Source organism: Arthrobacter sp. 05L428 (genome assembly GCF_056397665.1).
The window spans coordinates 179,698-202,642 of record NZ_JBFTNW010000005.1; the positions used below are offsets into that span (position 1 = coordinate 179,698).

20 protein-coding genes and 1 riboswitch are annotated in these 22,945 nt (G+C 68.0%); of the genes, 9 read left to right on the forward strand and 11 right to left on the reverse strand.

What is annotated here, in order from left to right; genetic code table 11:
- Positions 1–6 precede the first annotated feature (6 nt).
- The 7 genes from AC1DH3_RS11675 to glyA form a co-directional block, all read right to left on the reverse strand.
- A complete protein-coding gene (locus AC1DH3_RS11675; RefSeq protein ID WP_441418523.1) occupies positions 7–579 on the reverse strand; it encodes a hypothetical protein in 573 nt (190 codons plus the stop codon).
- Positions 580–666: 87 nt separating this feature from the next.
- Positions 667–1,023, reverse strand: coding sequence for a VOC family protein (locus tag AC1DH3_RS11680; RefSeq protein ID WP_441418524.1), 357 nt, complete (start codon positions 1,021–1,023; stop codon positions 667–669).
- A 40-nt stretch (positions 1,024–1,063) separates the two neighbouring features.
- A complete protein-coding gene (locus AC1DH3_RS11685) occupies positions 1,064–1,924 on the reverse strand; it encodes an ABC transporter permease (protein WP_441418525.1) in 861 nt (286 codons plus the stop codon).
- Positions 1,921–2,787: an ABC transporter permease gene (locus tag AC1DH3_RS11690; RefSeq protein WP_441418526.1), complete on the reverse strand. Its 867-nt coding sequence runs from the start codon at positions 2,785–2,787 to the stop codon at positions 1,921–1,923. The genes AC1DH3_RS11685 and AC1DH3_RS11690 overlap by 4 nt, the downstream gene beginning before the upstream one ends.
- Positions 2,780–3,730, reverse strand: coding sequence for an ABC transporter ATP-binding protein (locus AC1DH3_RS11695; protein ID WP_441418527.1), 951 nt, complete (start codon positions 3,728–3,730; stop codon positions 2,780–2,782). The genes AC1DH3_RS11690 and AC1DH3_RS11695 overlap by 8 nt, the downstream gene beginning before the upstream one ends.
- A gap of 172 nt (positions 3,731–3,902) precedes the next feature.
- Positions 3,903–4,844: a bifunctional methylenetetrahydrofolate dehydrogenase/methenyltetrahydrofolate cyclohydrolase gene (locus tag AC1DH3_RS11700; protein WP_441418528.1), complete on the reverse strand. Its 942-nt coding sequence runs from the start codon at positions 4,842–4,844 to the stop codon at positions 3,903–3,905.
- 4 nt (positions 4,845–4,848) lie between these two features.
- Positions 4,849–6,150: a serine hydroxymethyltransferase gene (gene glyA, locus AC1DH3_RS11705; RefSeq protein WP_441418529.1), complete on the reverse strand. Its 1,302-nt coding sequence runs from the start codon at positions 6,148–6,150 to the stop codon at positions 4,849–4,851.
- A 171-nt stretch (positions 6,151–6,321) separates the two neighbouring features.
- Positions 6,322–6,407, reverse strand: a riboswitch (ZMP/ZTP riboswitch).
- A 31-nt stretch (positions 6,408–6,438) separates the two neighbouring features.
- Here glyA and purU point away from each other — a divergent pair.
- Entirely contained in the window at positions 6,439–7,299 is an 861-nt protein-coding gene (gene purU / locus AC1DH3_RS11710; protein ID WP_441418530.1) for a formyltetrahydrofolate deformylase, read from the forward strand.
- 66 nt (positions 7,300–7,365) lie between these two features.
- Positions 7,366–7,779, forward strand: a complete 414-nt coding sequence (locus AC1DH3_RS11715) for a class I SAM-dependent methyltransferase (protein WP_441418531.1) — start codon at positions 7,366–7,368, stop codon at positions 7,777–7,779.
- 91 nt (positions 7,780–7,870) lie between these two features.
- On the opposite strand, the gene AC1DH3_RS11720 is transcribed toward AC1DH3_RS11715, so the two are convergent.
- Complete coding sequence (locus AC1DH3_RS11720) at positions 7,871–8,359, reverse strand: DUF2231 domain-containing protein (RefSeq protein ID WP_441418532.1); 489 nt, start codon at positions 8,357–8,359, stop codon at positions 7,871–7,873.
- Positions 8,360–8,465: 106 nt separating this feature from the next.
- Between AC1DH3_RS11720 and AC1DH3_RS11725 the strand changes: the two genes are divergently transcribed.
- Positions 8,466–8,984 (forward strand): gamma carbonic anhydrase family protein, encoded by a 519-nt coding sequence (locus AC1DH3_RS11725; RefSeq protein ID WP_441418533.1) that lies wholly within the window; start codon positions 8,466–8,468, stop codon positions 8,982–8,984.
- Between the two features lie 76 nt (positions 8,985–9,060).
- Here the strand turns inward: AC1DH3_RS11725 and AC1DH3_RS11730 are convergent, their stop codons facing one another.
- Complete coding sequence (locus tag AC1DH3_RS11730) at positions 9,061–10,785, reverse strand: flavin monoamine oxidase family protein (protein WP_441418534.1); 1,725 nt, start codon at positions 10,783–10,785, stop codon at positions 9,061–9,063.
- Positions 10,782–12,320, reverse strand: a complete 1,539-nt coding sequence (locus AC1DH3_RS11735; protein ID WP_441418535.1) for an amino acid permease — start codon at positions 12,318–12,320, stop codon at positions 10,782–10,784. Before AC1DH3_RS11735 ends, AC1DH3_RS11730 begins: the two co-directional genes overlap by 4 nt.
- A 160-nt stretch (positions 12,321–12,480) precedes the next feature.
- Here AC1DH3_RS11735 and AC1DH3_RS11740 point away from each other — a divergent pair, with 160 nt between their 5' ends.
- Positions 12,481–14,238: a PucR family transcriptional regulator gene (locus AC1DH3_RS11740; RefSeq protein ID WP_441418536.1), complete on the forward strand. Its 1,758-nt coding sequence runs from the start codon at positions 12,481–12,483 to the stop codon at positions 14,236–14,238.
- Here the strand turns inward: AC1DH3_RS11740 and AC1DH3_RS11745 are convergent.
- Entirely contained in the window at positions 14,217–15,035 is an 819-nt protein-coding gene (locus AC1DH3_RS11745) for a nitrilase-related carbon-nitrogen hydrolase (RefSeq protein WP_441418574.1), read from the reverse strand. The genes AC1DH3_RS11740 and AC1DH3_RS11745 overlap by 22 nt on opposite strands.
- A gap of 241 nt (positions 15,036–15,276) precedes the next feature.
- Here AC1DH3_RS11745 and AC1DH3_RS11750 point away from each other — a divergent pair, with 241 nt between their 5' ends.
- The 5 genes from AC1DH3_RS11750 to AC1DH3_RS11770 all read left to right on the forward strand — a co-directional run bounded on the left by AC1DH3_RS11750 (position 15,277) and on the right by AC1DH3_RS11770 (position 21,855).
- Positions 15,277–16,467, forward strand: a complete 1,191-nt coding sequence (locus tag AC1DH3_RS11750; protein ID WP_441418537.1) for an ROK family transcriptional regulator — start codon at positions 15,277–15,279, stop codon at positions 16,465–16,467.
- Positions 16,468–16,597: 130 nt separating this feature from the next.
- A complete protein-coding gene (gene mmsA / locus AC1DH3_RS11755; RefSeq protein ID WP_175323572.1) occupies positions 16,598–18,154 on the forward strand; it encodes a multiple monosaccharide ABC transporter ATP-binding protein in 1,557 nt (518 codons plus the stop codon).
- Positions 18,155–18,199: 45 nt separating this feature from the next.
- Complete coding sequence (mmsB, locus tag AC1DH3_RS11760) at positions 18,200–19,468, forward strand: multiple monosaccharide ABC transporter permease (protein WP_441418538.1); 1,269 nt, start codon at positions 18,200–18,202, stop codon at positions 19,466–19,468.
- A gap of 63 nt (positions 19,469–19,531) precedes the next feature.
- Complete coding sequence (locus AC1DH3_RS11765; protein ID WP_441418539.1) at positions 19,532–20,632, forward strand: substrate-binding domain-containing protein; 1,101 nt, start codon at positions 19,532–19,534, stop codon at positions 20,630–20,632.
- Between the two features lie 152 nt (positions 20,633–20,784).
- Complete coding sequence (locus AC1DH3_RS11770) at positions 20,785–21,855, forward strand: Gfo/Idh/MocA family protein (RefSeq protein ID WP_476909373.1); 1,071 nt, start codon at positions 20,785–20,787, stop codon at positions 21,853–21,855.
- Positions 21,856–22,945: the final 1,090 nt, after the last annotated feature.

Sequence of the window (22,945 nt, forward strand, 5' to 3'; positions counted from 1 at the left end):
TCCACTCTAGTCGATGATGGTTCCGTGGACCGGCTGGTCGGTGCCATCCGCGGACTTGATCATGTCCCGTGCATTGGTGGCCGTGATCTCGATGGTTTCCAGCGCCCGGCGAATGGTGTCCTGGTCTGCGGCGCCGCCCTTGGCCTGTTCCTGCTCCACCACGCGGACCTGCACCTGGACAATCTTGAAGGAGTGGTCCAGCTTCATGTCGCGGACCTCGTCCGCTCCGCGGCGGTCGCCGACAAGGCGGGTGCCGCCGTGGTCGGCGCTGCCGGACGACGGCGCCCGGCCCACCGCGGAGTTGAACGCGTTCTGCGCCTCGTTCAGCTTGGCGCCGGCTTTCTTGGCAGCCCGCTGGATGCTGAACACCACGAACGACGCCAGAGCGAGCCAAAAGGCGGCGATGACCGCGACAACCCAGCCCACGACGTCGTTCTGGTTCGCCGCGAAGATGACGGCCACCAGGAACGCGATGATGAAGACCGTCATCCCGAGACCGCCGATGCGGAACATCGAGAATTTTCCGGTGGCCGCGTTGAACGCGGACGGCTTGGCAGAAGGGTTGTCCAGAGATCGCATGTGCCTATTATCGCAAACCGGCCGGACCCGGGGTTGCGCTTCCACCCCGGGCGAACGGCGCGGGGGAACTACGCCGTCACTTCGCCGTCAGGACAGCACCAGGCAAAACGGGTGCCCGCTGGGGTCCGAGTAGACCCGGAAGGACTCTCCGCCGGCGAACAGGTTCGTGGCGCCGAGCTTCAGCACCTCGTCCTCCGCGGCGTCGAGGTCCCCCACCATCACGTCCACGTGCATCTGCTGCGGGTGGTCCGCGTCCGGCCACTGCGGCCGGACCAGCCGCTGGACCCGCTGGAAAGCGAGCGCGGGGCGGTCGGCCGCGTCGCCGATCGTGATCCAGTCCGCATCCTCGTCCACCCGGACCATGCCGAGCAGCTGCTGGTAGAAGGTCGCGGCCGTGTCCGGCTGCTCGCAGTCGATGACGAGGGCGTGCCATTTGCCGATCATGGGGTTCTCCTTTGCGCCGGGCCTGTGACGACCGGTTGTGTCACTTCAGGAACAGTTTGCGGAGCCGGCCGGTGGTCAACGCCACGCCGAGCACGATCATGGCGAGGTAGTAGCCGATGTGCACCGCGGTGGCGGGGGTGAACACGCCGACGCTGATCTGGCGCAGCAGCTCCACCCCGTGCCACAGCGGCATCGCCTGGATCAGCCACTGGATCCACTGCGGGTACACGCTCAACGGGTAGAAGGTGGCGCTGAAGAGGAACATCGGCAGCATCACGAAGTTGATCCAGTCCATCTGCTGGAAGGTCTTCATGAAGCTGGTGATGCCCATGCCGAAGCTCGCGAAACCGAACGCGATCAGCACCGACGCCGGGATCATCAGGATGGCCCACGGCGTGGTGATCAGGCCCATCACGCCCATCACGGCGGTGAAGCCGGTGGCGTACATGAGTCCGCGGAGCAGGGCGAGGAAAATTTCGCCCATCGCGACGTCGATCGGTCCCAGGGAGGTGTAGAGCATGCCCTGGTACAGCTTCGCGAAGTTCATCTTGAAGAAAACGTTCCAGGTGGAGTCGTAGACGGCGCCGTTCATCGCCGAGACCGCCAGCAGGGCCGGGGCGATGTAGGCCGCGTACGAGATCTGCTGCCCGCCGGGACCCTGAACCGCGCCGACGATCGCGCCCAGCCCCACGCCCATCGAGATCAGGTACAGCACCGGTTCGAAGAATCCGGAGACCATGACCATCCAGTTGCTGCTCTTGGTGGCCATCAGCCCGCGGGCGACGACGGCGCGCACGTTGCGCGAGTAAAGCGGCCCGAAGCGGCGGTTGCGGGCGGCCTCGGTGACGCTCTGGCCGCCCGCCTGGTTTCCCGGATCGCGGTGTCCGGCGAGCACGCTCATGATGCCATCCTTTTGGCGAACTGGCGCCGGGTCAGGACCCAGCCGAGAACGGCGAGGCCGAGCAGGAAGACGACGTGGACCACGGTGAGCAGCGGCGCTTCCTGATAGCCGTAGCTGAAGACGCGGCCCAGTTCGGTGCCGTGCCAGATCGGCGAGATCCAGCCGATCCAGCGGACCGCCAGGGGCAGGGTGTCCAGCGGGAAGAAGGTCCCGGAGAAAAGGAACAGCGGCATCACAATGAAGCGCATGACCATGGCGAACTGGCCCCTGTCGTTCTTGATGGTGGCCGCGTAGGCCATCAGCGGCAGACCGAAGGACAGCCCGGCCAGCGTGGCCACCAGGATCGAGACCCAGCCCCAGGCGCCCGGGGACGCACCGAAGAGTGCGACGACGCCGAAGTAGATGGCGGACTGCAGCACGAACCGCACCGTGACGGCAATGATCTGCCCGGCCGCGATCTGCTCCGGGGTCAGCGGCGAGGCGTGCGGACCGTAGTAGACCCGGCGCCATTTGAAGCCGTCCAACACCGGGAAGGTGAACTCGTTGGCGGCGGTCATCACGGCGGCGGAAATTAGCAGGGCGGGCGCGATGAAGGCCAGGTAGCTGACGCCGCCGAAGGCCGCCGTGGAGTTCGTGTCCACCAGCGTGGCCAGGCCCACGCCCATGGCGAAGAGGTAGGCCACCGGCTGGCCGACGCCGTACATGACGATGGTCCAGCCGTAGCCCTTCATGACCCGCAGGACCTGCTCGGCGTAGTAGAAGGCGCCCCAGCGGCGGGCGCGGGCTGCCGAGACGGCCGGCGAATGAGCGCGCAGGGCGGGCGGTGCCGTCGTCCCCGCCGCGGCGTTAATTGAATTAGTCAACGAGGCTCCGGCCGGTCAGGCGCAGGAAGACGTCTTCCAGCGAGGAACGGCGGACCAGCGAGGTGACCGGGTGCAGTCCCCGGGCGGACACCTGCTCCAGGGCGGCCTCGCCGTCATGGGCGTAAATGAGCACGCGGTCCGGCAGGGTCTCGATCCGTTCGCCGATGCCTTCGAGCTCGGAGCCGACCGTGGCGTTGCGCTCGGAGCCGAAGCGCAGCTCCAGGACTTCGCGGGTGGAGTATTCGCGGATCAGGCTCGCCGGGGACCCTTCGGCCATGATTTTGCCCTTGTCCACCACGATCAGGCGGTCGCAGAGCTGCTCGGCCTCGTCCATGTAGTGGGTGGTGAGGATCAGGGTGACGCCCTGCTCTTTGAGCCGGAACAGCCGGTCCCAGAGGATGTGCCGGGCCTGCGGGTCAAGCCCGGTGGTGGGCTCGTCCAGGAGCAGGATCCGCGGTTCGTTGATCAGGGAACGGGCGATCGTGAGGCGGCGCTTCATGCCCCCGGAGAGCGCGTCGACCTTGGATTTGGCCTTGTCCGTCAGCTGCGCGAACTCGAGCAGTTCGTCCGCCTTGGGTTTGAGGTAGCTCATCGGCAGGCCGAAGTAGCGGCCGTAGACCAGCAGATTGTCCCGGACCTTCAGTTCCTCATCCAGGTTGTCCTGCTGCGGCACCACGCCGAGGTGGGCGCGGACTTCGGGGCCGTGCTGCTCCGGGTCCAGGCCCATGATGCTGAGGCTGCCGGAGGTGCGCTGCGAAACTCCGCCGATCATCTTCATGGTGGTGGACTTGCCGGCGCCGTTGGGCCCGAGCAGTCCGAAGGCTTCGCCGGCGGGCACGCGGAAGGAGATGCCGTCGACGGCGGTGATGTCACCGTACTTCTTGGTGAGGTTTTCGGCGGTAATGACGTACTGGGGAGAGCCCGATCCTTCGGGGCTGCTCACAGGGGATTCTTTCGAGACAAGTTCAGACACCCGAAACACGGTAGTCGATCCCGGCAAACTATGAAAGAGTCTCTTCGTAAAATATTCCAGACGTTTGCCAATCCGTGATGTCCGGCTTAAACGGCCAGGGCGCCCGCTCCCGAAGGAGGGGCGCCCTGCGCGCTCAGTACGCCTAGGCGGCGGGCCCGCTTGCCAGCTGGCGTTCCGCGGTTTCCACCACGTTGGCCAGCAGCATGGCGCGGGTCATCGGCCCCACTCCCCCGGGGTTCGGCGACAGCCAGGCGGCGACGTCGGCCGCGGCAGGCTCGACATCCCCGGTCACCACGGCCTTGCCGGTGCCGTCGTCGACGCGGCTGACGCCGACGTCGAGCACGATGGCGCCGGGCTTGAGGTCCTCTGCCTTGATCATGTGCGGCTGGCCGGCCGCAGCGATCACGACGTCGGCCTGCCGGAGTTCGGCGGGCAGGTCCACGGTGCCGGTGTGGGCCAGGATGACGGTGGCGTTGACGTCCTTGCGGGTGAGCAGGAGGCCCACCGGGCGGCCGATCGTGACACCGCGGCCCACCACGAGGACGCGTTTGCCGTTGAGGTCGATGCCGTGCCGGGTCAGGAGTTCCACGCAGCCCTTGGGCGTGCAGGGCAGCGGGGACTTCATGGGCCCGCTGACGTTAGCCACGAGCCGGCCCAGATTCATCGGGTGCAGGCCGTCGGCGTCTTTCTCCGGATCCATGGCCTCCAGGATGACGTCCTGGTCAATGTGCGCCGGCAGCGGCAGCTGGACGATGTAGCCCGTGCATTCCGGGTTCTCATTGAGCTCCCGCACCACGGCCAGCAGCTCCTCCTGGCTGGTCTCTTCCGGCAGGTCGCGGCGGATCGAGGTGATCCCCACCTCGGCGCAGTCCTTGTGTTTGCCGCCCACGTACCAGGTGCTGCCCGGGTCGGAGCCGACCAGGATGGTGCCGAGGCCCGGAACGATCCCATGCGTCTTCAGCGCGGCGACGCGTTCGGTAAGCTCGGCCTTGATCGCGGCCGCGGTCGCCTTGCCGTCCAGGACCCGGGCGGTGTTCGCCTGCGTCGGTGCGGAGCCTGCGGGGACAGAGTCAGTGGCGGTCATCGGATCACCACTGCTCGTGCTGCGGGTACAGCGGGAAGTCCTCGGCAAGCTTGTCCACGCGGGTTTGGAGCGCTTCGACGTCGGTCGCGGAACCCGCCTTGAGCGCGGTGGCGATGATCTCCGCGACCTCGGTGAATTCCTTGGCGCCGAAGCCTCGGGTGGCCAGGGCCGGAGTGCCGATGCGCAGGCCCGAGGTGACCATCGGCGGGCGCGGGTCGAAGGGAACGGCGTTTCGGTTGACCGTGATGCCGACCGAGTGCAGGAGGTCCTCAGCCTGCTGTCCGTCCAGCTGGGAGTTGCGCAGGTCCACGAGGACCAGGTGCACGTCGGTGCCTCCGGTCAGCACGGAGACTCCGGCGTCGGAGAGATCGGACTGGTTCAGGCGGTCGGCGATGATCCGGGCGCCCTCCAGCACACGCTCCTGGCGCTCCTTGAATTCTTCCGTGCCGGCGATCTTGAAGGCGACGGCCTTCGCGGCGATGACGTGCATCAGCGGTCCGCCCTGCTGGCCGGGGAAGACGTTGGAGTTGATCTTCTTCGCCCACTCCTGCTTGGCCAGGATCACGCCGGAGCGGGGACCGGCGAGGGTCTTGTGCACGGTGGAGGTGACGACGTCGGAGTGCGGGACCGGGCTCGGGTGCAGTCCCGCGGCCACCAGGCCGGCGAAGTGCGCCATGTCGGTCCAGAGCAGCGCGCCGACCTCGTCGGCGATCGAGCGGAAGGCCGCGAAGTCGAGGTGGCGGGGGTAGGCCGACCAGCCGGCGATAATGACCTTGGGCTTCTCGGCGATGGCCTGCGCGCGGAGCTTGTCCATGTCGATCCGGAAGTTGTCTTCCTCGACCTGGTAGGCGGCGACCTCGTACAGTTTGCCGGAGAAGTTCAGCTTCATTCCGTGGGTGAGGTGGCCGCCGTGGGCCAGCGAGAGGCCCAGGATCTTATCTCCCGGGGTGATCATGGCGGAGAGCGCTGCGGCGTTGGCCTGCGCACCGGAGTGCGGCTGGACGTTGGCGAACTCGGCGCCGAAAAGCTCCTTGACGCGGTCGATCGCGAGCTGCTCGGCGATGTCGACGTACTCGCAGCCGCCGTAGTAGCGGCGTCCCGGGTAGCCCTCGGCGTACTTGTTGGTCAGGACGGAACCCTGTGCCTCCATCACGGCGCGCGGCGCGAAGTTCTCGGAGGCGATCATTTCCAGGGTGCCGCGCTGGCGGCCGAGCTCCTGGGCCAGGACGGCGGCAATTTCGGGGTCGAGTTCAGCGAGCGGCTGGTTGCTCACGGCTGCTGAGGAAAGGCTAAGGGAAGTAGTCACGAAGAACTCCTGGCTTGGCAACGGTCACTGCTTTAAGGTCAGGTTATCGGCTGGCCCGCCGCGGCGCCGCTAAATTACGGGCACCCGAAACGGGGCCCATACTGCAGGCGCAGCACCCTGAGGGGATGCCGTCGGCGGGACGGCAGCGTGGCTGCCGTCCGGAAAAACATGACCCTCGGCCCAGGCGTACGATCCGTGGTCTGCGTGCGTGCCGCTCCCTGGTGGTTAGCCACCCAACGCCAGTTGCGACGGGTCCAGACTATCCCAGCCGCGGGTAGGCTGTCTTTCGTGACTGAAGACCAGCTGACTGCCTCCTACGTTCTGACCCTCTCCTGCCCGGACCGCCCCGGGATCGTGCACGCCGTGGCCGGCGCCCTCCTCGTGGCCGGCTGCAATATTACGGACTCGCAGCAGTACGGCAGCCAGGGCACCGGAACGTTCTTCATGCGGGTCGAGGCGACGACGGCGGCCGCGCCGGCCGAGTTGCACGCCGCGCTTGAACCGGTGGCCCAGGCCTTCGGCATGCAATGGAGCCTTAACCCGGCCGGGCGGAAGGTCCGTACCCTGCTGATGGCGAGCACCTCGGCGCACTGCCTCAATGACCTGCTGTTCCTGCAGCGTTCCGGCACCCTGCCGATCGAGATCCCGGCTATCGTCTCAAACCACCGGGATCTCGCGGGCCTGGCCGAGTTCTACGGCATCCCGTTCCACCACATCCCCGTCACCCGCGAGACCAAGGTCGAGGCCGAGGACGCGCTGCGGAAGCTCATGGCCGAGCACGACATCGAGCTCACGGTGCTGGCCCGGTACATGCAGATCCTCTCCGACGAGCTGTGCACGGAGCTCACCGGCAAGGCCATCAACATCCACCATTCCTTCCTGCCGTCCTTCAAGGGCGCCAAGCCGTACCACCAGGCCCATGCCCGCGGCGTGAAGCTTATTGGCGCCACGGCTCACTACGTCACCGCAGCCCTGGACGAGGGGCCGATCATCGAGCAGGAAGTCATCCGGGTGGACCACCGGCGCACCGCCGAGCAGTTTGTCCAGATGGGCCGCGACGTCGAGGGCCGCACGCTCGCCCAGGCCGTCCAGTGGCACGCCGAGCACCGGGTGCTGCTGGACGGCAACCGGACCGTTGTTTTCAGCTAAGGCCGTCCAGCTAAGGGCGTTCAGCCAGGGCTTGTCTTCACTCCGGCTCCGCCCTTAACTGGAGCCATGGCATCAACGCGGCAGGACAATCTCTCCGGTTTTCTCGCCCTCCTCAAGGCCGAGGGCCGGCGCGGCGTGCTGGGCCTGGACTGCGGCTCCGGCGCGGACGGGCTGCTCTTTGTCCGCGCCGGGATCCACTTCACCGGCGTGGACGCCTCCGAGGAGAACATCCATGCCGCCCGGGCCAGGGGGCTCTCCGCCTCCGTCGCGACCGGCCGTGCGCTGCCCTTTGCCGATGCAGCCTTCCCCGCCGTCTGGGCGGTGGACGCGCTGGCGGGATCGCCGCCGTCGGAGTGGGACGACGTCGTCCGTGAGCTGCGGCGGGTGGCGGAACCCGGGGCGCCGGTCGCCGTCGTCGTGCCCGAACCCGGGCACCCCGGCCTCGGACGCGGCTTCACGGTCCTCCGCTCCCCCGCCTGAGCAGCGCCCCCGGCGTCTCCAGCACACGCTCCCGCACGTGTGGCGGGAGCGTTCCGCCGATTTCCGCCGGATCCGCGGGAGCGTCTGTCTGTCAGGGGCGTCGGACGCTGCGCATGTAGCCGCCCAGGAAGCCGCCCGCAACCAGCAGGACGGCGCCCACCCGTGCCAGGCGCACGCCCAGCCGGTGGCGGTCCTTGCGCCGCGCGCGCCAAGACGCCAGGAAGAGCAGCGTCGCAGCGAGGTTGGAGGCGGCATGGACGACGCCGACGCGCCGCGTGGCTGGGTCGGCCCGCGCCCATTCCGCCCAGCCGCTGAGTCCGGTCGGCGCCGCTGCGAGGAGGCCGAGGCCCACCAGCCGGCGGGCGGCGCGTCGGCTGCCCTCGTCCGGAAAGAGGTCCAGGAAGATCGCCATGAACCACGCCCCGAAGGGTACATCGGTGAGGATCACGTGCGGCGGGATGCCGGTGGCGTCGCCGCGGAAGAAGCGCCGGAGCCGGGCGTCGGCGATCAGGCGGGAGGCCAGCGGCTCCGCGGCCCGGACGGCCGGGTCGAGCACATCGGCGCCTTCCAAACGTTTCATCAACTGCAGGAACATCTCGGCCACCTCCAGGGGTGTGCGTTGGAATGGCCCCGATACTACTCAGCGCCGCCCTGCCCGCAAGAGGCCGGTGTCCTAGGCTGGAGGCATGAGTCCCGTTTACGCTTTCGCCGGTGACACCCCGGCCGTCCACGAATCCGCCTTCGTTGCCCCGAGCGCCTCGGTGATTGGCAGGGCCACGCTGGCAGAGAACTCCAGCGCCTTCTACGGCGTCTCGGTCCGGGCCGACACCGCCGCGATCACCGTGGGTGCCGGCACCAACCTGCAGGACAACGTCGTGCTGCACGCGGACCCGGACTTCCCCTGCACCATTGGCGCCCGGGTCAGTGTCGGCCACAGCGCCGTGGTGCACGGCTGCACGGTCGAGGACGACTGCCTGATCGGCATGAGCGCCACCATCCTGAACGGCGCGGTGATCGGCGCCGGCTCGCTCGTGGCCGCCGGCGCGGTGGTCCTGGAAGGCACCGTGGTGCCGCCCCGGTCACTCGTCGCAGGGGTGCCGGCGAAGGTCCGCCGCGAACTGAGCGATGAGGAGTTCGAGGGCGTCAAGCACAACGCCGCCCACTACCAGGAGCTAGCCCGCGCCCACCGCGAACTGCACGCCTGACCGCCCGGGTGCCAGCGCGGGGGCTGGACCCGGGCCGTTCAGTCCGTTCAGTCCGGACCCACTCCGTCCAGTCCGTTCAGTCCAGGGCGATCGGGCCCAGTTCGGAGAGCAGCTCTCCCGGTCCCGGGTTCCCCGGGGCGCTCCGGCCGCCGAGATGGTTGACCACGCCCCAGACCGCGTTCAAACCGGTGGTGACGGCACCCTCCGCCCAGCCGGCGGTGAAGGAAATGTCGTCGCCGGCGAGGAAGATGCCGCGCTGTTCGGCGGCCAGGGCATCCTGCTTGAAGTGGGTGAAGAGCCGCTGCTGGTAGCGGTAGTGCCCCGGCAGGTTGGCTTTGAACGCGCCCATGAAGTTGGGGTCGGCCTCCCATGAGACGGTGATCGGCTGGCCAACGATGTGGCTGGCAATGTCGACGCCCGGGTAGATCTGCTCGAGCGAGTGCAGCATGAGCTTCACGCGTTCTTCGGCATCGAGTGCCAGCCACTTCAGCGCGTCGTCGTTCCAGGTGTAGGACAGCAGGATCACGGCCGGCTGGTCCGGGCCGTTGTCCAGCAGGTACGTGGCCCGGTTCAGCCGGTCGGTCAGCGTCATGGACAGGACCTCACGGCCGCTCTCCGCGTCGATGTCCTTCCAGAACGGCCGGTCGACCATGACGAAGGTCTTGGAGGACTGCATGTAGTGCGAGCGCTCGATCGCGGTCCACAGCTGCGCCGGAAACAGGGACTCGTCCGTGTGGATGCGCGTCGACAGCAGCCACGACTGGCACGTGGTCACCACCGCCGGGTACGCCGCCTCGCGTCCCCAGCGTTCCCGGACCCGGAAGTCCCCGTCGCCGTCCCGCGCGATGCGGTCCACGGCGCCCCGCGGGGCGCCGGCGTGCAGGGAAGCCAGGGAGGTGCCGTCCGGCCAGTGGGCCATGCCCGACGGCGCGTGCTCCCACAGCGCCTCGGGGAGCCGCTGCGCGCCGCCGGCGATGAGCCGGTGCTGATCATCGGCGTCGGTGTAGACCACCCGAAGGATTTCGAGGATGGAGTTGGGGAAGTCGGTGTCCCAGCCGCCGGTGCCGAAGCCCACCTGGCCGAACGCCTCGCGGTGGGCGAAGCCGGCCTGCTTGAAGGCGTCGCTGCCGGCGATGAAGCCGTAGAACGTCTGCTCGTCCAGTTCGGGGAGCAGCGCGTTCCACAGCTCCTTGATTCGGGCCGTGTCCCGGGCCCGGATGGCCTCCTGCATGTCGGCGAACGCGGCGCCGTCGTTCACGGCCGCCTTCCAGGCGTCCGCCACCTCAAGGAAGAACGGCGGCAGGTCCGCGGCGGTCTCGGCGTAGTACTTCTGGCCCGCGAGCTCGATCACGGTGCTGGAGGTCGCCGGCGCCAGCGGATTCGGGAACTCCTGGGTCTGCAGGCCGAGGAGGTCGACGTAGTGGTAGAAAGCCTTGCCCGAGACCGGGAAACGCATGCCGCCGAGGTCCGCCACGACGCCGGGGGCGGACGGGAAACTGGCCGTCCTCAGCCGGCCGCCGATCCGGTCGGCCTCATAGACCACCGGCCGCAGGCCCAGCTTCATCAGCTCGTAGGCGGTCACCAACCCGGACAGGCCGGCCCCGACGACGGCGACTTCGGTCCCGTACAGTTCGGGCGGCACGGAGCCCAAGCCGTCCGGGTGGGCCAGGTAGTGGTCGTAGCTGAACGGGAAATCCGGATTCAGCATGGTGATGGGCGCCGCGGGCGCTCCGTCCCCGGCCGGGACATGAGCCGGGGTGGAAGCCGGACCGGGCGGCGGCAGTTCGGTGGCGGTGGTCATGAGATCTCTGCCTTCACTTCCTGGGTTGGGGTGGTGTTTGCGGGTTGGCGGCCGGATAGTTCACGGTATTCCTCGTGGCTCAGGGCTGCCACCCTGGAATTCTTCCGGCCGTAGCCGAAGTAGGCGGCAAGGCCCACGAGCATCCAGGCAGCGAAGACCGCCCAGGTCTCGGCACCGAGGTTGGCCATCAGGTAGGCGCACATGATGGCGCCGAGGACCGGTGTCAGCGGAAAGAGCGGGACGCGGAAACTGCGGGTGAGTTCCGGCCGGCTGCGCCGCAGGTGGATGACGGCCACGTTGACCAGCGCGAACGCGAAGAGGGTGCCGATGCTGGTGGCATCCGCGAGGGCGCCGAGCGGCACCAGGCCGGCGGTCAGCGCGACGGCGGTGCCCACGATCAGGGTTCCGGCAACCGGGGTCCCGGTCCGGGCCGAGACCCGGCCGAAGACCTTGGGAACGAGGCCGTCGCGGGACATGGACAGCAGGATCCGGGTCTGTCCGTAGAGGACGGTCAGCACGATGCTGGCGATGGCGAGCACGGCGCCGACGGCGAACAGCACACCGACCCACGGCTGGCCGGTGATTTCCTCCAGGATTTTCACGAGCGCCGCTTCGGTGCCGTCGAACCAGCCCCAGGGCCGGGCGCCGATCGCGGCGACGGCCACCAGCACGTAGATGCTGGTGACGATCAGCATGGAGAGCAGGATGGCCCGCGGAAGGTCGCGCTTGGGATCGCGGGCTTCCTCGCCCGCCGTGGAGGCGGCGTCGAAGCCGATGTAGGAGAAGAAGACCCGGGAGGCAGCGGCCGAGACTCCGGCGGCGCCCATTGGCATCAGGGGTTCGAAGTGCCCGCCGTTGAAGGCGGTGAAGGCCACGGCGCAGAAGAACAGCAGGATGCCGACCTTGACCAGGACGATCGCGGTGTTGATCCAGGCGCTTTCCTTGGCGCCGCGGACCAGGAGCACCATGGCCAGGACGACTATGACGATCGCGGGCAGGTTCAGCACGCCGCCTGCTCCCGGCGGCTGCGAAACAGTGTCCGGAAGCGTCAGGCCGAAGACAGCCAGGGCCTCGTTGACGTACTGGCCCGCACCGACCGCGACGGCGGCCACGGAGACAGCGTATTCGAGCACCAGGCACCAGCCGCAGATCCAGGCCATGCCCTCGCCCATCGTGGCGTACGTGTAGGAGTAGCTTGACCCGGCGGCGGGCACCAGGCCGGCCATCTCCGCGTACGACACGGCCGAGAGCAAGGCCGCCAAGCCGGCGATGGCAAAGGAGATCCAGATGGCCGGGCCGGCCAGCGGGACCGATTCGCCCAGGATCACCAGGATGCCCGTGCCGAGTGTGGCGCCGACGCTGATCATGGTCAGCTGCAACACACCGAAGCTGCGGACCAGCCGCGTGCCGCCGTGCCCGGTTTCGGCCTCGCGGACCAGTTGTCCGATCGGCTTGCGGCGCAGGAGCTGGGCGGCGAGCCCGGGGCGGCTGGCGGCGGCCGGTGGGCGTTCCCCGAGCAGAGTTGGCACAGTCATCGTTGACGTCCTTATCTTCAGTAGTGGTCGGTTTCCCCAGACCAACCCTAGGGCTGTGAGCCACCTCTCACCGTTGTGCAAAATGACCTATAGTCTTCAGTCATGAGACATATTGCACCGGGACACGGCGCGCCGGGCCGCCGCCGGAAAGGCCCCGGCCGTGGCTGCTGAGGACGCCGAGCGCTTCGGCTTCGTCACGCTGGCGCAGTTCCTGCGCCAGCTCCCGGCGCTGGAGGTCCTGCACGACGCCGGCAACGGGGACGAGCGCTTACGCTGGGTCGAGCCGAGCGAGCTGGCCGACCCGACCCCCTACCTGCTCGACGGCGAGTTCCTGCTTACCGCCGGCCTTCCCTTCGAGGGCGTCGGCGGCAGCGAGGCGGCGGTGGATGCCTACGTGCAGCGCCTGGTCCGGGCCCGGGTCGGGGCGCTCGGCTTCGGCTTGGAACCTTATTTCGAGGCCGTGCCGGACGCTGTGGTCGCGGCCTGCCGGCGGCACGGGCTGACCCTGGTGTCCATCCCGGGCAGCCTCCCCTTCGCCGCCCTGGGACTCGAATTCTCCCGGCTCCTCGAATCCGACAACGCCAAGACTTTCCGCCAACTGGCCGACACCAACCGGCAACTGATGCGCGCGGTCCTGTCTGCGCGTCCCGAACATGAACTCCTCGCGGCCCTCGTGCAGCGCGTCCCGGTCTGGGCCGTGTTGTTCGGCGCGGACGGACGAGTCCGGGCCCGCGGCGCGGCCGGTTCCGCCGGGCTCCAAGCCGGCGCCGGCGCCGCAGCGGGAGTCGATTCCGCCGCTTTGCAGCCGTTGCTGACCCGGCTGCTCGCCGGCAGCGGTCCCCGGGTGGAAATGGATTCATTCGACGCCGCAGGCTCCTCGCTGGTCTTCGGGTATCCGTTGCGCAGCACCCGGGACGCCAACCTCGGCGCGCTTGTCCTCGGCACGGACGCACCGCTGACCCCGGCCCAGAACAGTGTCGTCTCCACCGCCGTCGGGCTGCTGGAACTGCTGGTCCGCCAGCGCACAAGCGGTTCCCTGGCCCCGAGCCAGCTGGCCACGGCGTTGCTGTTGCATCCGGAGACCGTGGCCTCCGGAACGGCACGGCACGTCACCGGCTTGAAGGACCTGCTGGCGCAGAGCATTTCCTCCACCCGGTCCGGGCAGTTGCGCGTCGTCCAGGGAGTCCGGGTCGGCGCCGCCGCCGGGGGCGCCCGGCCGGCGGACGGTCCGCGCCGCACAGGCGAAGCCCCGGTGCGGGAGCTGCTCGAATGGCGCCGGCTCTTCGACACCAAACTCGTGGAGCTCACCGACTACGGCTTTGCCGCCATTACCCGGCTCAGGGTCGACGACGCGCTGCTCGCCGAGGTGGAACGTCTCGGCTGGCGCCTGGTGATCGGCGGGGGCACCGACTTCGAGGGCCTGGCCGGCGCCCACCAGCGCGCCACCTCGCTGCGAAACCAGGTCCTCACCGGCCGCCGGAGCGTGCGGGAGGACGACGTCACCTGGTCCGTGACGGGCCTGCTCGGCCCCGAGGCCGGCACCCTGCTGGCCGGGCGCCTGCTGGCACCCGTACTCGCCCTCGAACCGGAGCGCCGCGACAGCCTGCTCGGCATCCTGCGCGCGTGGATTGGCGAGAACGGCAGCTGGGACGCCACCGCGAAGGCCACGGGACTGCACCGTAACAGCGTCCGCCGGCACCTCGGCGTCATTGCTGACCTGCTGGGCCTGGATCTCAACCAGGCCCAGGCCCGCGCGGAGCTCTGGGTCGCGCTGCAGTACCTGGGCGGCCCGGAGCTGGCCGACGCCGGGGCCGGCGCCACCGTCCCGGCTGTCTTCGCGGCCGCCGCTACCGACTCCCCGGCAGCCTCAACGTTCGCCGGACGGACGTCCGCCGCTCAGATCCCCCAGGCGCGGTAGAGCTCCGGGCGGCGATCGCGCAGATAGGCCACCGCGGCGTCGGCACCGTGCTCCGCGGCGTCCTCGGCGGCGTCCGCCGGCACACCGACGTCGGCGAACAGCAGCTCCACGCCGGGTCCGGCCGCGGCCAGGACGGAACCGTCCGGGCCGGCGACGATGCTGCCGCCCCGGAACTCGCAGCCCGCCTCCACGCCGGTGTGGTTGGCGTAGGCCACGGTCAGCTGGTTCTCCAGCGCCCGGGCCCGGACCAGCACCTCCGGCACGGCGTCGAATCCGCCGGCGAGGGCCGTGGGCACCAGCAGCAGTTCGGCGCCGCGCAGGGCGGCGGCGCGGGCGGACTCGGGAAACTCGATGTCGTAGCAAATGACCAGCGAGGTCTTGAACCCGTGGAACTCCACGACATCCGGGGCCTCGCGGGCGGCAGCAAACGCTTCCCGTTCATCGGGGCCGAACAAGTGCACCTTTTCGTAGCGGAGCAACTCCTCGCCGGACTCATCCACCAGGGTGGCGGAGATCCGCCACTCCCCTGCCGGCGTCACGGCGGGCAGGCTGTACACCAGCGCGATCCGGTGCCGCCGGGCCACCCCGGCCAGGGCCGCGCGGAGCGCCGGCAGCGTGGCAGGATCAAAGGCCGCACGCAGCCGGATCGGCGCGTACCCGACCGGAAAGAGTTCCGGCGTCAGCAGCAGCTGCGCGCCCTCGGCGGATGCTGCACGCGCAGCCTCCTCGACCGCCGCCACGTTCGCCGCCACGTCGAGCACGGCCGAGTTCGCTTGCATCAGGGCCAGCAGCACCATTACCACCTCGAGATTCTCCGGACTTTCCGCAGGCCTGCCGCGGACTCTATTCCAGCCTAGCCTCGGCCCGGAAAGGCCGGGCTGGTGCAAATCCGCCCGGTCGGAGGGCGGTCAGGGCGGAACGTCCCTGCGGCGGGGCGCAGGCCGGGTGGCACCCCGCGGCGCCGCCGGAATCCCGTTACGCCGCACTCCATGCGTTAACTTCTTGACTACAAGCCCCGGATGCGGCACTCTTCATTGCATGCCCTCACCAACGCGCTCAACGAGGAGCCGCACTAAAAACCCCGGGTCGCAGTCCGCGCTTCGACATCTGAACCAGCAGCGGATCATTGAATGCCTACTGGCCGGCCCCTCCACCCAGGCGGAACTGGCCCGGCAGACCGGACTCTCCACCGCCACGGTCTCCAACATCGTCAAGATCATGCAGGACGCGGGGCTGGCGTCCACCGAACCAATCACCAGCTCCGGGCGCCGCGCCCTGAACGTCCGGCTCAACAGCAACGGTGCCGTCGCCGTCGGCATCGACTTCGGCCGCCGCCACCTGCGGGTGGTCCTGGCCTCGCTCAGCTACCACGTGGTGGCGGAGGAATCGGTCCTGTTGCCACTGGGCCACCACGCCGAGGAGGGCATCACCGCCGCCGTCGGGGTGCTCGACCGGCTGCTGGCCAATAGCGGCGTGGAACGCAGCGCCCTGGTGGGGGCCGGCGTCGGCATCCCGGGCCCTATCGACCGCCGTACCGGCACTGTGGCGCAGGGCGCCATCCTGCCCGAGTGGGTGGGCATCAACATCCTCAAACGCCTTGAGGAAGCGCTGGATCTGCCGGTATTCGTCGACAACGACGCGAATCTGGGCGCGCTCTCCGAGGTGACGTGGGGCCCGCACACCGGCATCAGCAACCTGCTCTTCCTGAAGATCGGCTCGGGCATCGGCGCCGGGCTGATCCTGAACGGAATGCCGTACTACGGGAACGTCGGGATCACCGGCGAAATCGGCCATGCCACCATCCACGAGCACGGCCTCGTCTGCCGCTGCGGGAACCGCGGCTGCCTGGAAACCATCGCCTCCACCACCACCATGATCGAGCTGCTGGGCCGGGGCGAGGACGCACCGCTGACCCCGGAGGACATCGTGCGCAAGGCACGCGCCCGGGACTCGGCAACGCTCCGGGTGGTGGACGACGCCGGGCTCGCCGTCGGCCGCGCGCTGGGCAACGTCGCGAACCTCATCAACCCGGAGGTGATCGTGGTGGGAGGCCCGCTGGCGGGGCTCGGCGAACTGCTGCTGGACCCGATCCGGCGCGGCCTGGTGCGCCACGCGGTCCCCGTCATCGGTGAAACCACCACCCTGACGATGTCCTCGCTTGGCGACCGTGCCGAGGCCCTTGGCGCCACCGCGCTGGTCTTCCAACATGCCGGAATACGGCGAAACTAAAGCAGCCGTTACCTAGCCGTTGCGTTAAAGACTTGACGACAACGGCGTGATCCAGTTTACTTTTCCATCAGACGGCCCTGCGGTTTGCAGGGGCGGACAACGAAGTCATGCATTGGAGGCGTAAGGGCAGATGACGTCCCTCAACACGCACAGCGATCCGATAATTCTCGAGATGCGCTCCATCACCAAAGAGTTCCCCGGCGTTAAAGCATTGGCCGAGGTGAACCTGCGGGTGAAGGCCGGCGAAATCCACGCCATCTGCGGCGAAAACGGCGCCGGAAAATCCACCCTCATGAAGGTGCTCTCGGGCGTTTACCCCTACGGCAGCTACACCGGCGACATCGTCTACCAGAGCGAAGTCCAGCAGTTCAAGGACATCCGGGCCAGCGAGCACGCCGGCATCGTGATCATCCACCAGGAACTGGCCCTCATCCCGGAGCTGTCCATCATGGAGAACATCTTCCTGGGCAACGAGCCGACCAGGCGCGGGGTGATCGACTGGGCCGAGGCACGGATCCGCTCCACCGAACTGCTCGCCCGGGTCGGGCTCCGCGAGGACCCGGACACCCCGGTCAAGGAAATCGGCGTCGGCAAGCAGCAGCTGGTCGAGATCGCCAAGGCGCTGAACAAGAAGGTCAAGCTCCTCATCCTCGACGAGCCCACCGCGGCCCTGAACGAATCGGACTCCCAGCACCTGCTGGATCTGATCCTGGGCCTGAAGGGCCGGGGCATCACCTCGATCATCATTTCGCACAAGCTCAACGAGATCGAGCAGATCGCCGACTCCATCACGATCATCCGCGACGGCAAGTCGATCGAGACCCTCGACGTCAAGGCTGACGGCGTCGACGAGGACCGCATCATCAAGGGCATGGTGGGCCGGACCCTGGAATCCCGGTTCCCGGAGCACGAACCCAAAATCGGCGAGACGTTCTTCGAGGTCAAAAACTGGAACGTGGGGCACCCGCAGATCCAGGACCGCCTGGTCTGCAAGAACTCCAACTTCTTCGTGCGCCGCGGCGAGATCGTCGGCTTCGCCGGCCTGATGGGCGCCGGGCGCACCGAACTCGCCCGCTCCCTCTTCGGCCGCTCCTACGGCCGCTTCATCTCCGGCCAGGTCTACAAGGACGGCAAGGAACTGCACCTCAAGACCGTCAAGCAGGCGATCGACGCGGGCCTCGGCTACGTCACGGAGGACCGCAAGTCCCTCGGGCTGAACCTGCTGGACGACATCAAGGCCACCACGGTTTCGGCGGCGCTGAAGAAGATCAGCAAGCACAACGTCGTCGACGCCGACAAGGAATTCACCGTCGCCGAGCAGTATCGCAAGTCGCTGCGCACCAAGACGCCGTCCGTGGAGGAAGGCGTCGCCAAGTTGTCCGGCGGCAACCAGCAGAAGGTGGTGCTGGCGAAGTGGATGTTCACCGACCCGGACCTGCTGATCCTGGACGAGCCGACCCGGGGGATCGACGTCGGCGCCAAGTACGAGATTTACGGGATCATCCAGCAACTGGCCAACCAGGGCAAGGGCGTCATCGTGATCTCCTCGGAGCTTCCTGAACTGTTGGGGCTCTCCGACCGCATCTACACCATCTTCGAAGGCGCCATCACCGGCGTGCTGAACAAAGAGGAAGCCAGCCAGGAAAGCCTCATGAAACTCATGACTTCCGCCCGCAAGACTGCCTGACCCTCTGGACCATCCAGAACATTCCGGACAACAAGGACTGACAAAATGAACGCGCTCAAGAAGCTCTTTGGCGGCAATACCCGCCAATTCGGCATGATCTTCGCCCTGGTTGCACTGATCGTCTTCTTCCAGATCGCCACCGGGGGAAACACCCTCACCCCGGGCAACGTGATCAACCTCTTCAACGGCAACTCCTACATCCTGATCCTCGCGATCGGCATGGTGCTGGTGATCATCGCCGGCCACATCGACCTCTCCGTAGGGTCGGTCGCGGCATTCGTCGGCGTCAGCGTCGCCCTGATGATCCAGGACTGGGGCATCCCGTGGTACCTCGGCATCCTGTTCGGCTTGCTGCTCGGCGTCCTGATCGGCGCCTGGCAGGGCTTCTGGACCGCCTATGTCGGCATCCCGGCCTTCATCGTCACCCTGGCCGGCATGCTGCTCTTCCGCGGCTTCAACCAGTTCGTCGGCAAGTCCAACACCATCCCCGTCCCCGCCGACTTCCAGTACATCGGTTCCGGCTACCTGCCTGAATTCGGGCCGGTCACCGGCTACAACAACCTGACCCTGCTGCTGGGGCTGGCCGGTGTGGCATTCGTCATCGTCAGCGAGATCCGCTCCCGCCGGAAGGCCAAGGCCCTGGGCGCCGAGGTTCCCGAAGCCTGGGTGACCGTCACCAAGCTCGTCCTGATCTGCGGCGCCATCCTCTACGCCACGTACCTGTTCGCGACCGGCCGTCCGGGCACCTCGTTCCCGATCCCTGGCCTGATCCTCGCCGTACTGGTCCTGGTCTATGGCTTCATCTCCTCCAAGACCATCGTGGGCCGCCACGTCTACGCCGTCGGCGGCAACCGGCACGCGGCCGAGCTGTCCGGCGTGCAGTCCAAGAAGATCAACTTCCTGGTCATGATGAACATGTCCATCCTGGCCGGCCTCGCCGGCATGATCTTCGTCGGCCGCTCCACCGCCTCGGGCCCGTTCGACGGCGTCGGCTGGGAACTTGACGCGATCGCTGCCGTCTTCATCGGCGGCGCCGCGGTCACCGGCGGCGTCGGCACCGTGATCGGCTCGATCGTCGGTGGCCTCGTGATGGCCGTGCTGAACAACGGCCTGCAGCTGCTCGGCGTCGGCGCCGACCTCACCCAGATCATCAAGGGCCTCGTGCTCCTGATCGCCGTCGCCTTCGACGTCTACAACAAGTCCCAGGGCAAGCGGTCGATCATCGGCATGATGATGAAGAACTTCGGCCGCGGCAACGAGATCAAGCCCGACGAAACCACCTCCACCAAAGAGGTCATTGCCAAGGAAGCCTGACCGGTTTCTTGGCCCCGATACCCCTGATTCTCCGAACACCATCTATAGAAAGTGAACCAAGCAATGCAAATGATTGGTAAAGCAGGAAAGGCAGCAGCGATCGCTGCTATTGCGGCACTGGCGCTGACAGCCTGCGGCCGTTCCGACAGCGGAACGTCCGGTGGCGCGAGCAGCGGCGCCGAGGCGTTCCCCAAGGACTCCTCGATCGGCGTCGCACTCCCCCAGAAGACCAGTGAAAACTGGGTGCTGGCGGAGAAGCTGTTCAACGACGGCCTCAAGGGTGCCGGTTTCAAGGCAGATGTGCAGTTCGCCAACGGCGGCGTCTCGGAACAGCAGAACCAGATCAGCGCCATGGTCACCAAGGGTGCCAAGGTCATCATCGTGGGTGCCATCGACGGCGCCCAGCTGGGTACCCAGCTCAAGCAGGCCAAGGACGCCGGCGCCACCATCATCGCGTACGACCGTCTGCTCCTGAACACCCCCAACGTGGACTACTACGTGGCATACGACAACTTCAAGGTTGGCGAGCTGCAGGGCCAGGCCCTGCTGGACGGCATGAAGGCCAAGAAGCCCTCGGGCCCGTACAACATCGAACTGTTCGCCGGATCCCCCGACGACGCCAACGCGAAGGTCTTCTTCGACGGCGCCATGAAGGTGCTCCAGCCGAAGATCGACGACGGCACCCTGGTGGTCAAGTCGGGCCAGAAGACCTTCGAACAGGCCGTCACCCAGGGCTGGAAGGCTGAGAACGCCCAGCGCCGTATGGACACCCTGCTCGCCGGCACCTACGGCAGCGCCTCCGTGGACGGCGTGCTGTCCCCGAACGACACGCTGGCCCGCGCCATCCTGACCTCGGTCAAGGCCGCAGGCAAGCCGTTGCCGGTCGTCACCGGGCAGGACTCCGAAGTTGAGTCCGTGAAGTCCATCATGGCCGGTGAGCAGTACTCCACCATCAACAAGGACACCCGCAAGCTCGTCGAGCACGCGATCACCATGGTCAAGGACATCCAGGCCGGCAAGACGCCTGAGATCAACGATGACAAGTCCTACAACAACAAGGTCAAGACCGTCCCGGCCTACCTGCTGGAGCCGGTCATCGTGACCAAGGAAAACGTTAAGACCGCTTACGTCGACGATCCGGTACTCGGACCGATCACCAAGTAGTCTGACGCTCTAAAACCGGGCCCCGGTTCTCCCGCAGTGACCAGTTCACTGCGGGAGGGCCGGGGCCTTTTTGTACCCCAAAACCGCGCCCCTCCCGCAGCTCGCGCCGCCAAACACCCGCCCCTCCCGCAGCCGGGTGAGAAGATGGCAGCATGTCTGCCCCTATCGCGAAGCCGTGGCTGTCCAACCAACCCGACCAGGACCCGCGGACGGCCACCGGCGCCCGGCTGCGGTGGGGTGTGGTCGCCACCGGCGGGATCGCCGCCGCCGTCACCAGGGACCTCGAACTCCTCCCGGACGCGGAGCTCTACGCGGTGAGCTCGCGCAGCCAGGCAGCGGCCGACGCGTTCGCGGCCGACTATGGCTTTGCCCGCGCTTACGGGGACCACGACGGCGTGGCCGGCTACGACCGGCTGCTGGCCAATGACGCCGTCGACGTCGTCTATGTCGCCACGCCGCACGCCCACCACCACGAAATCGCATTGGCGGCCCTGCGGGCCGGCAAGCATGTGTTGTGCGAGAAGGCCCTTACCGTCAACGCCCGGGAGGCGGCCGAGCTCGTGGAGCTGGCGCGGGACAAGGGCCTGTTCCTGATGGAAGCAATGTGGAGCCGGTTCCTGCCCAGCATGCAGCGGGCCTTCGAGATCGCTGCTTCGGGTGAGATCGGCGAGGTCAAGTGGGTCGGCGCGGACCTGGGCTTCCCGGCCCCCTACTCCCCCACCTCCCGGCTGTGGGCTCCCAGGGACGGCGGCGGAGCCCTGCTGGACATCACCATCTATCCGCTGCTGTGGGCGCTGGGCACGCTGGGTTTCCCGCAGACGGTCAGTGCCACCGGCTGGATCAACGACGACGGCGTGGACGCCCAAAACGCGCTGACCCTGGGCTATCACCACGGGGCCCAGGCGCAGCTGACCTCCTCGCTTCTGGCCCATGGGCCGCGCGCCGCCACGGTGGCCGGGAGCCAGGGGTTCCTGCAGAGCCTGAGCTCGGTCAACAACCCTACGGAACTCGTCGTGCGGGTCGGCTTCGAGGAGCCTCGCACCGAACAGTTCAGCGTTGTGGGGCGCGGCTACAGCTACGAACTCCGCGAGGTCACCCGATGCATCCAGCAGGGCCTCACCGAGAGTCCGGTGATGCCCTTGGAGGACTCCCTCAACACCATGCGGCTGTTCGACGGCGTCCGCGCCCAGCTGGGAGTGAGCTACCCGAACGACGTGCGCTGACCCTGGATTTCCGGGCTTTGCGGGCCCAAGTTTGCCGTGGACTATGGACTCGCCCCGGCCCCCGGACTTACTCTGTAGGCCAATCGTCGATGGATTTCGGGGAGGTGTGTTGCGCATGGAATCTGCAGCCAGCCGTCCCCGTGCGCGCCGCTTCCTGCGACGGGGGCTGCTGGCCTTGGGAGCCGGACTGTCCTGGCTGGCGCTCTCCGCCGCCACGGCCAACGCCGACGAACTCAAGGTCTCCAGCGCAGTTCCACCCGCCCCCGGTTCGGCCGTCGTGACCATGATCCAATTCCCGAAGGCCGATGACCCGATAGCACCCGTAAGCCCGGCACCGTCGGCTCCAGCCCCGACTGCGCCTGCCGTCACCCCGGCTCCGGTTTCGCCTCCGGCTGTACCTGTGCCGGCTGTCCCGGCGCCAGTTGTCGCGGAGCCCGCCGTCGTGCAACCCGTTGTGCCGCTTGCGGCGCCCGACGCGCCTCCTGTCGTCCCGCAACCGCTGTTGCCTGTTGCCCAGCCCGAACCGGTCTCCCAGGTTACCGAGAATCCGGACCCCGTCCCACCGGTGAGTGAGCCGGTCGCCAGTCCCCCGGCCGAGCCCGCCCCGGCTCCCGCGCCGGTCCCGCCCGGAGAGCCCGCCCCCGCCCCTTCCAGTGATCCGGCACCGGTCACGGACCCGGCTGTTCCGGTCACCGCTCCCGACACCGGCGCCGGAGACCTCCCGGCTGTCCCCTCCGCGCCCGAGCCAGCGCCCCCAGTGAGCGGATCCGTCCCCGGCACGGTACCTCCGGCCACCCCGCCTGCGGTGGTACCGGTGCCGGTAGTCGTCCCCGTGGTCGTCCCGGGCCAGGTCGGGGCCAGCCCTGCACCGCTTGTCCCGCCACGGAAGACCGCCGCAGTTACCCCGGCAAGCGCTGATCCTTTGCTGAAGCAAAGCCCGGCGGCTGTGGACCGGCCGCGCGGCCTTCAGGCCGTTTACCCTGCGGCGGGCTACGGCTACGTTCCCTCCCTGACCCTGCCGGACGTCCCGGCCCGCGGCAGCCTGCCGGGTGCCTTGGCGGCAGGAAACCGAACTCCTGCGAGCCCCCGG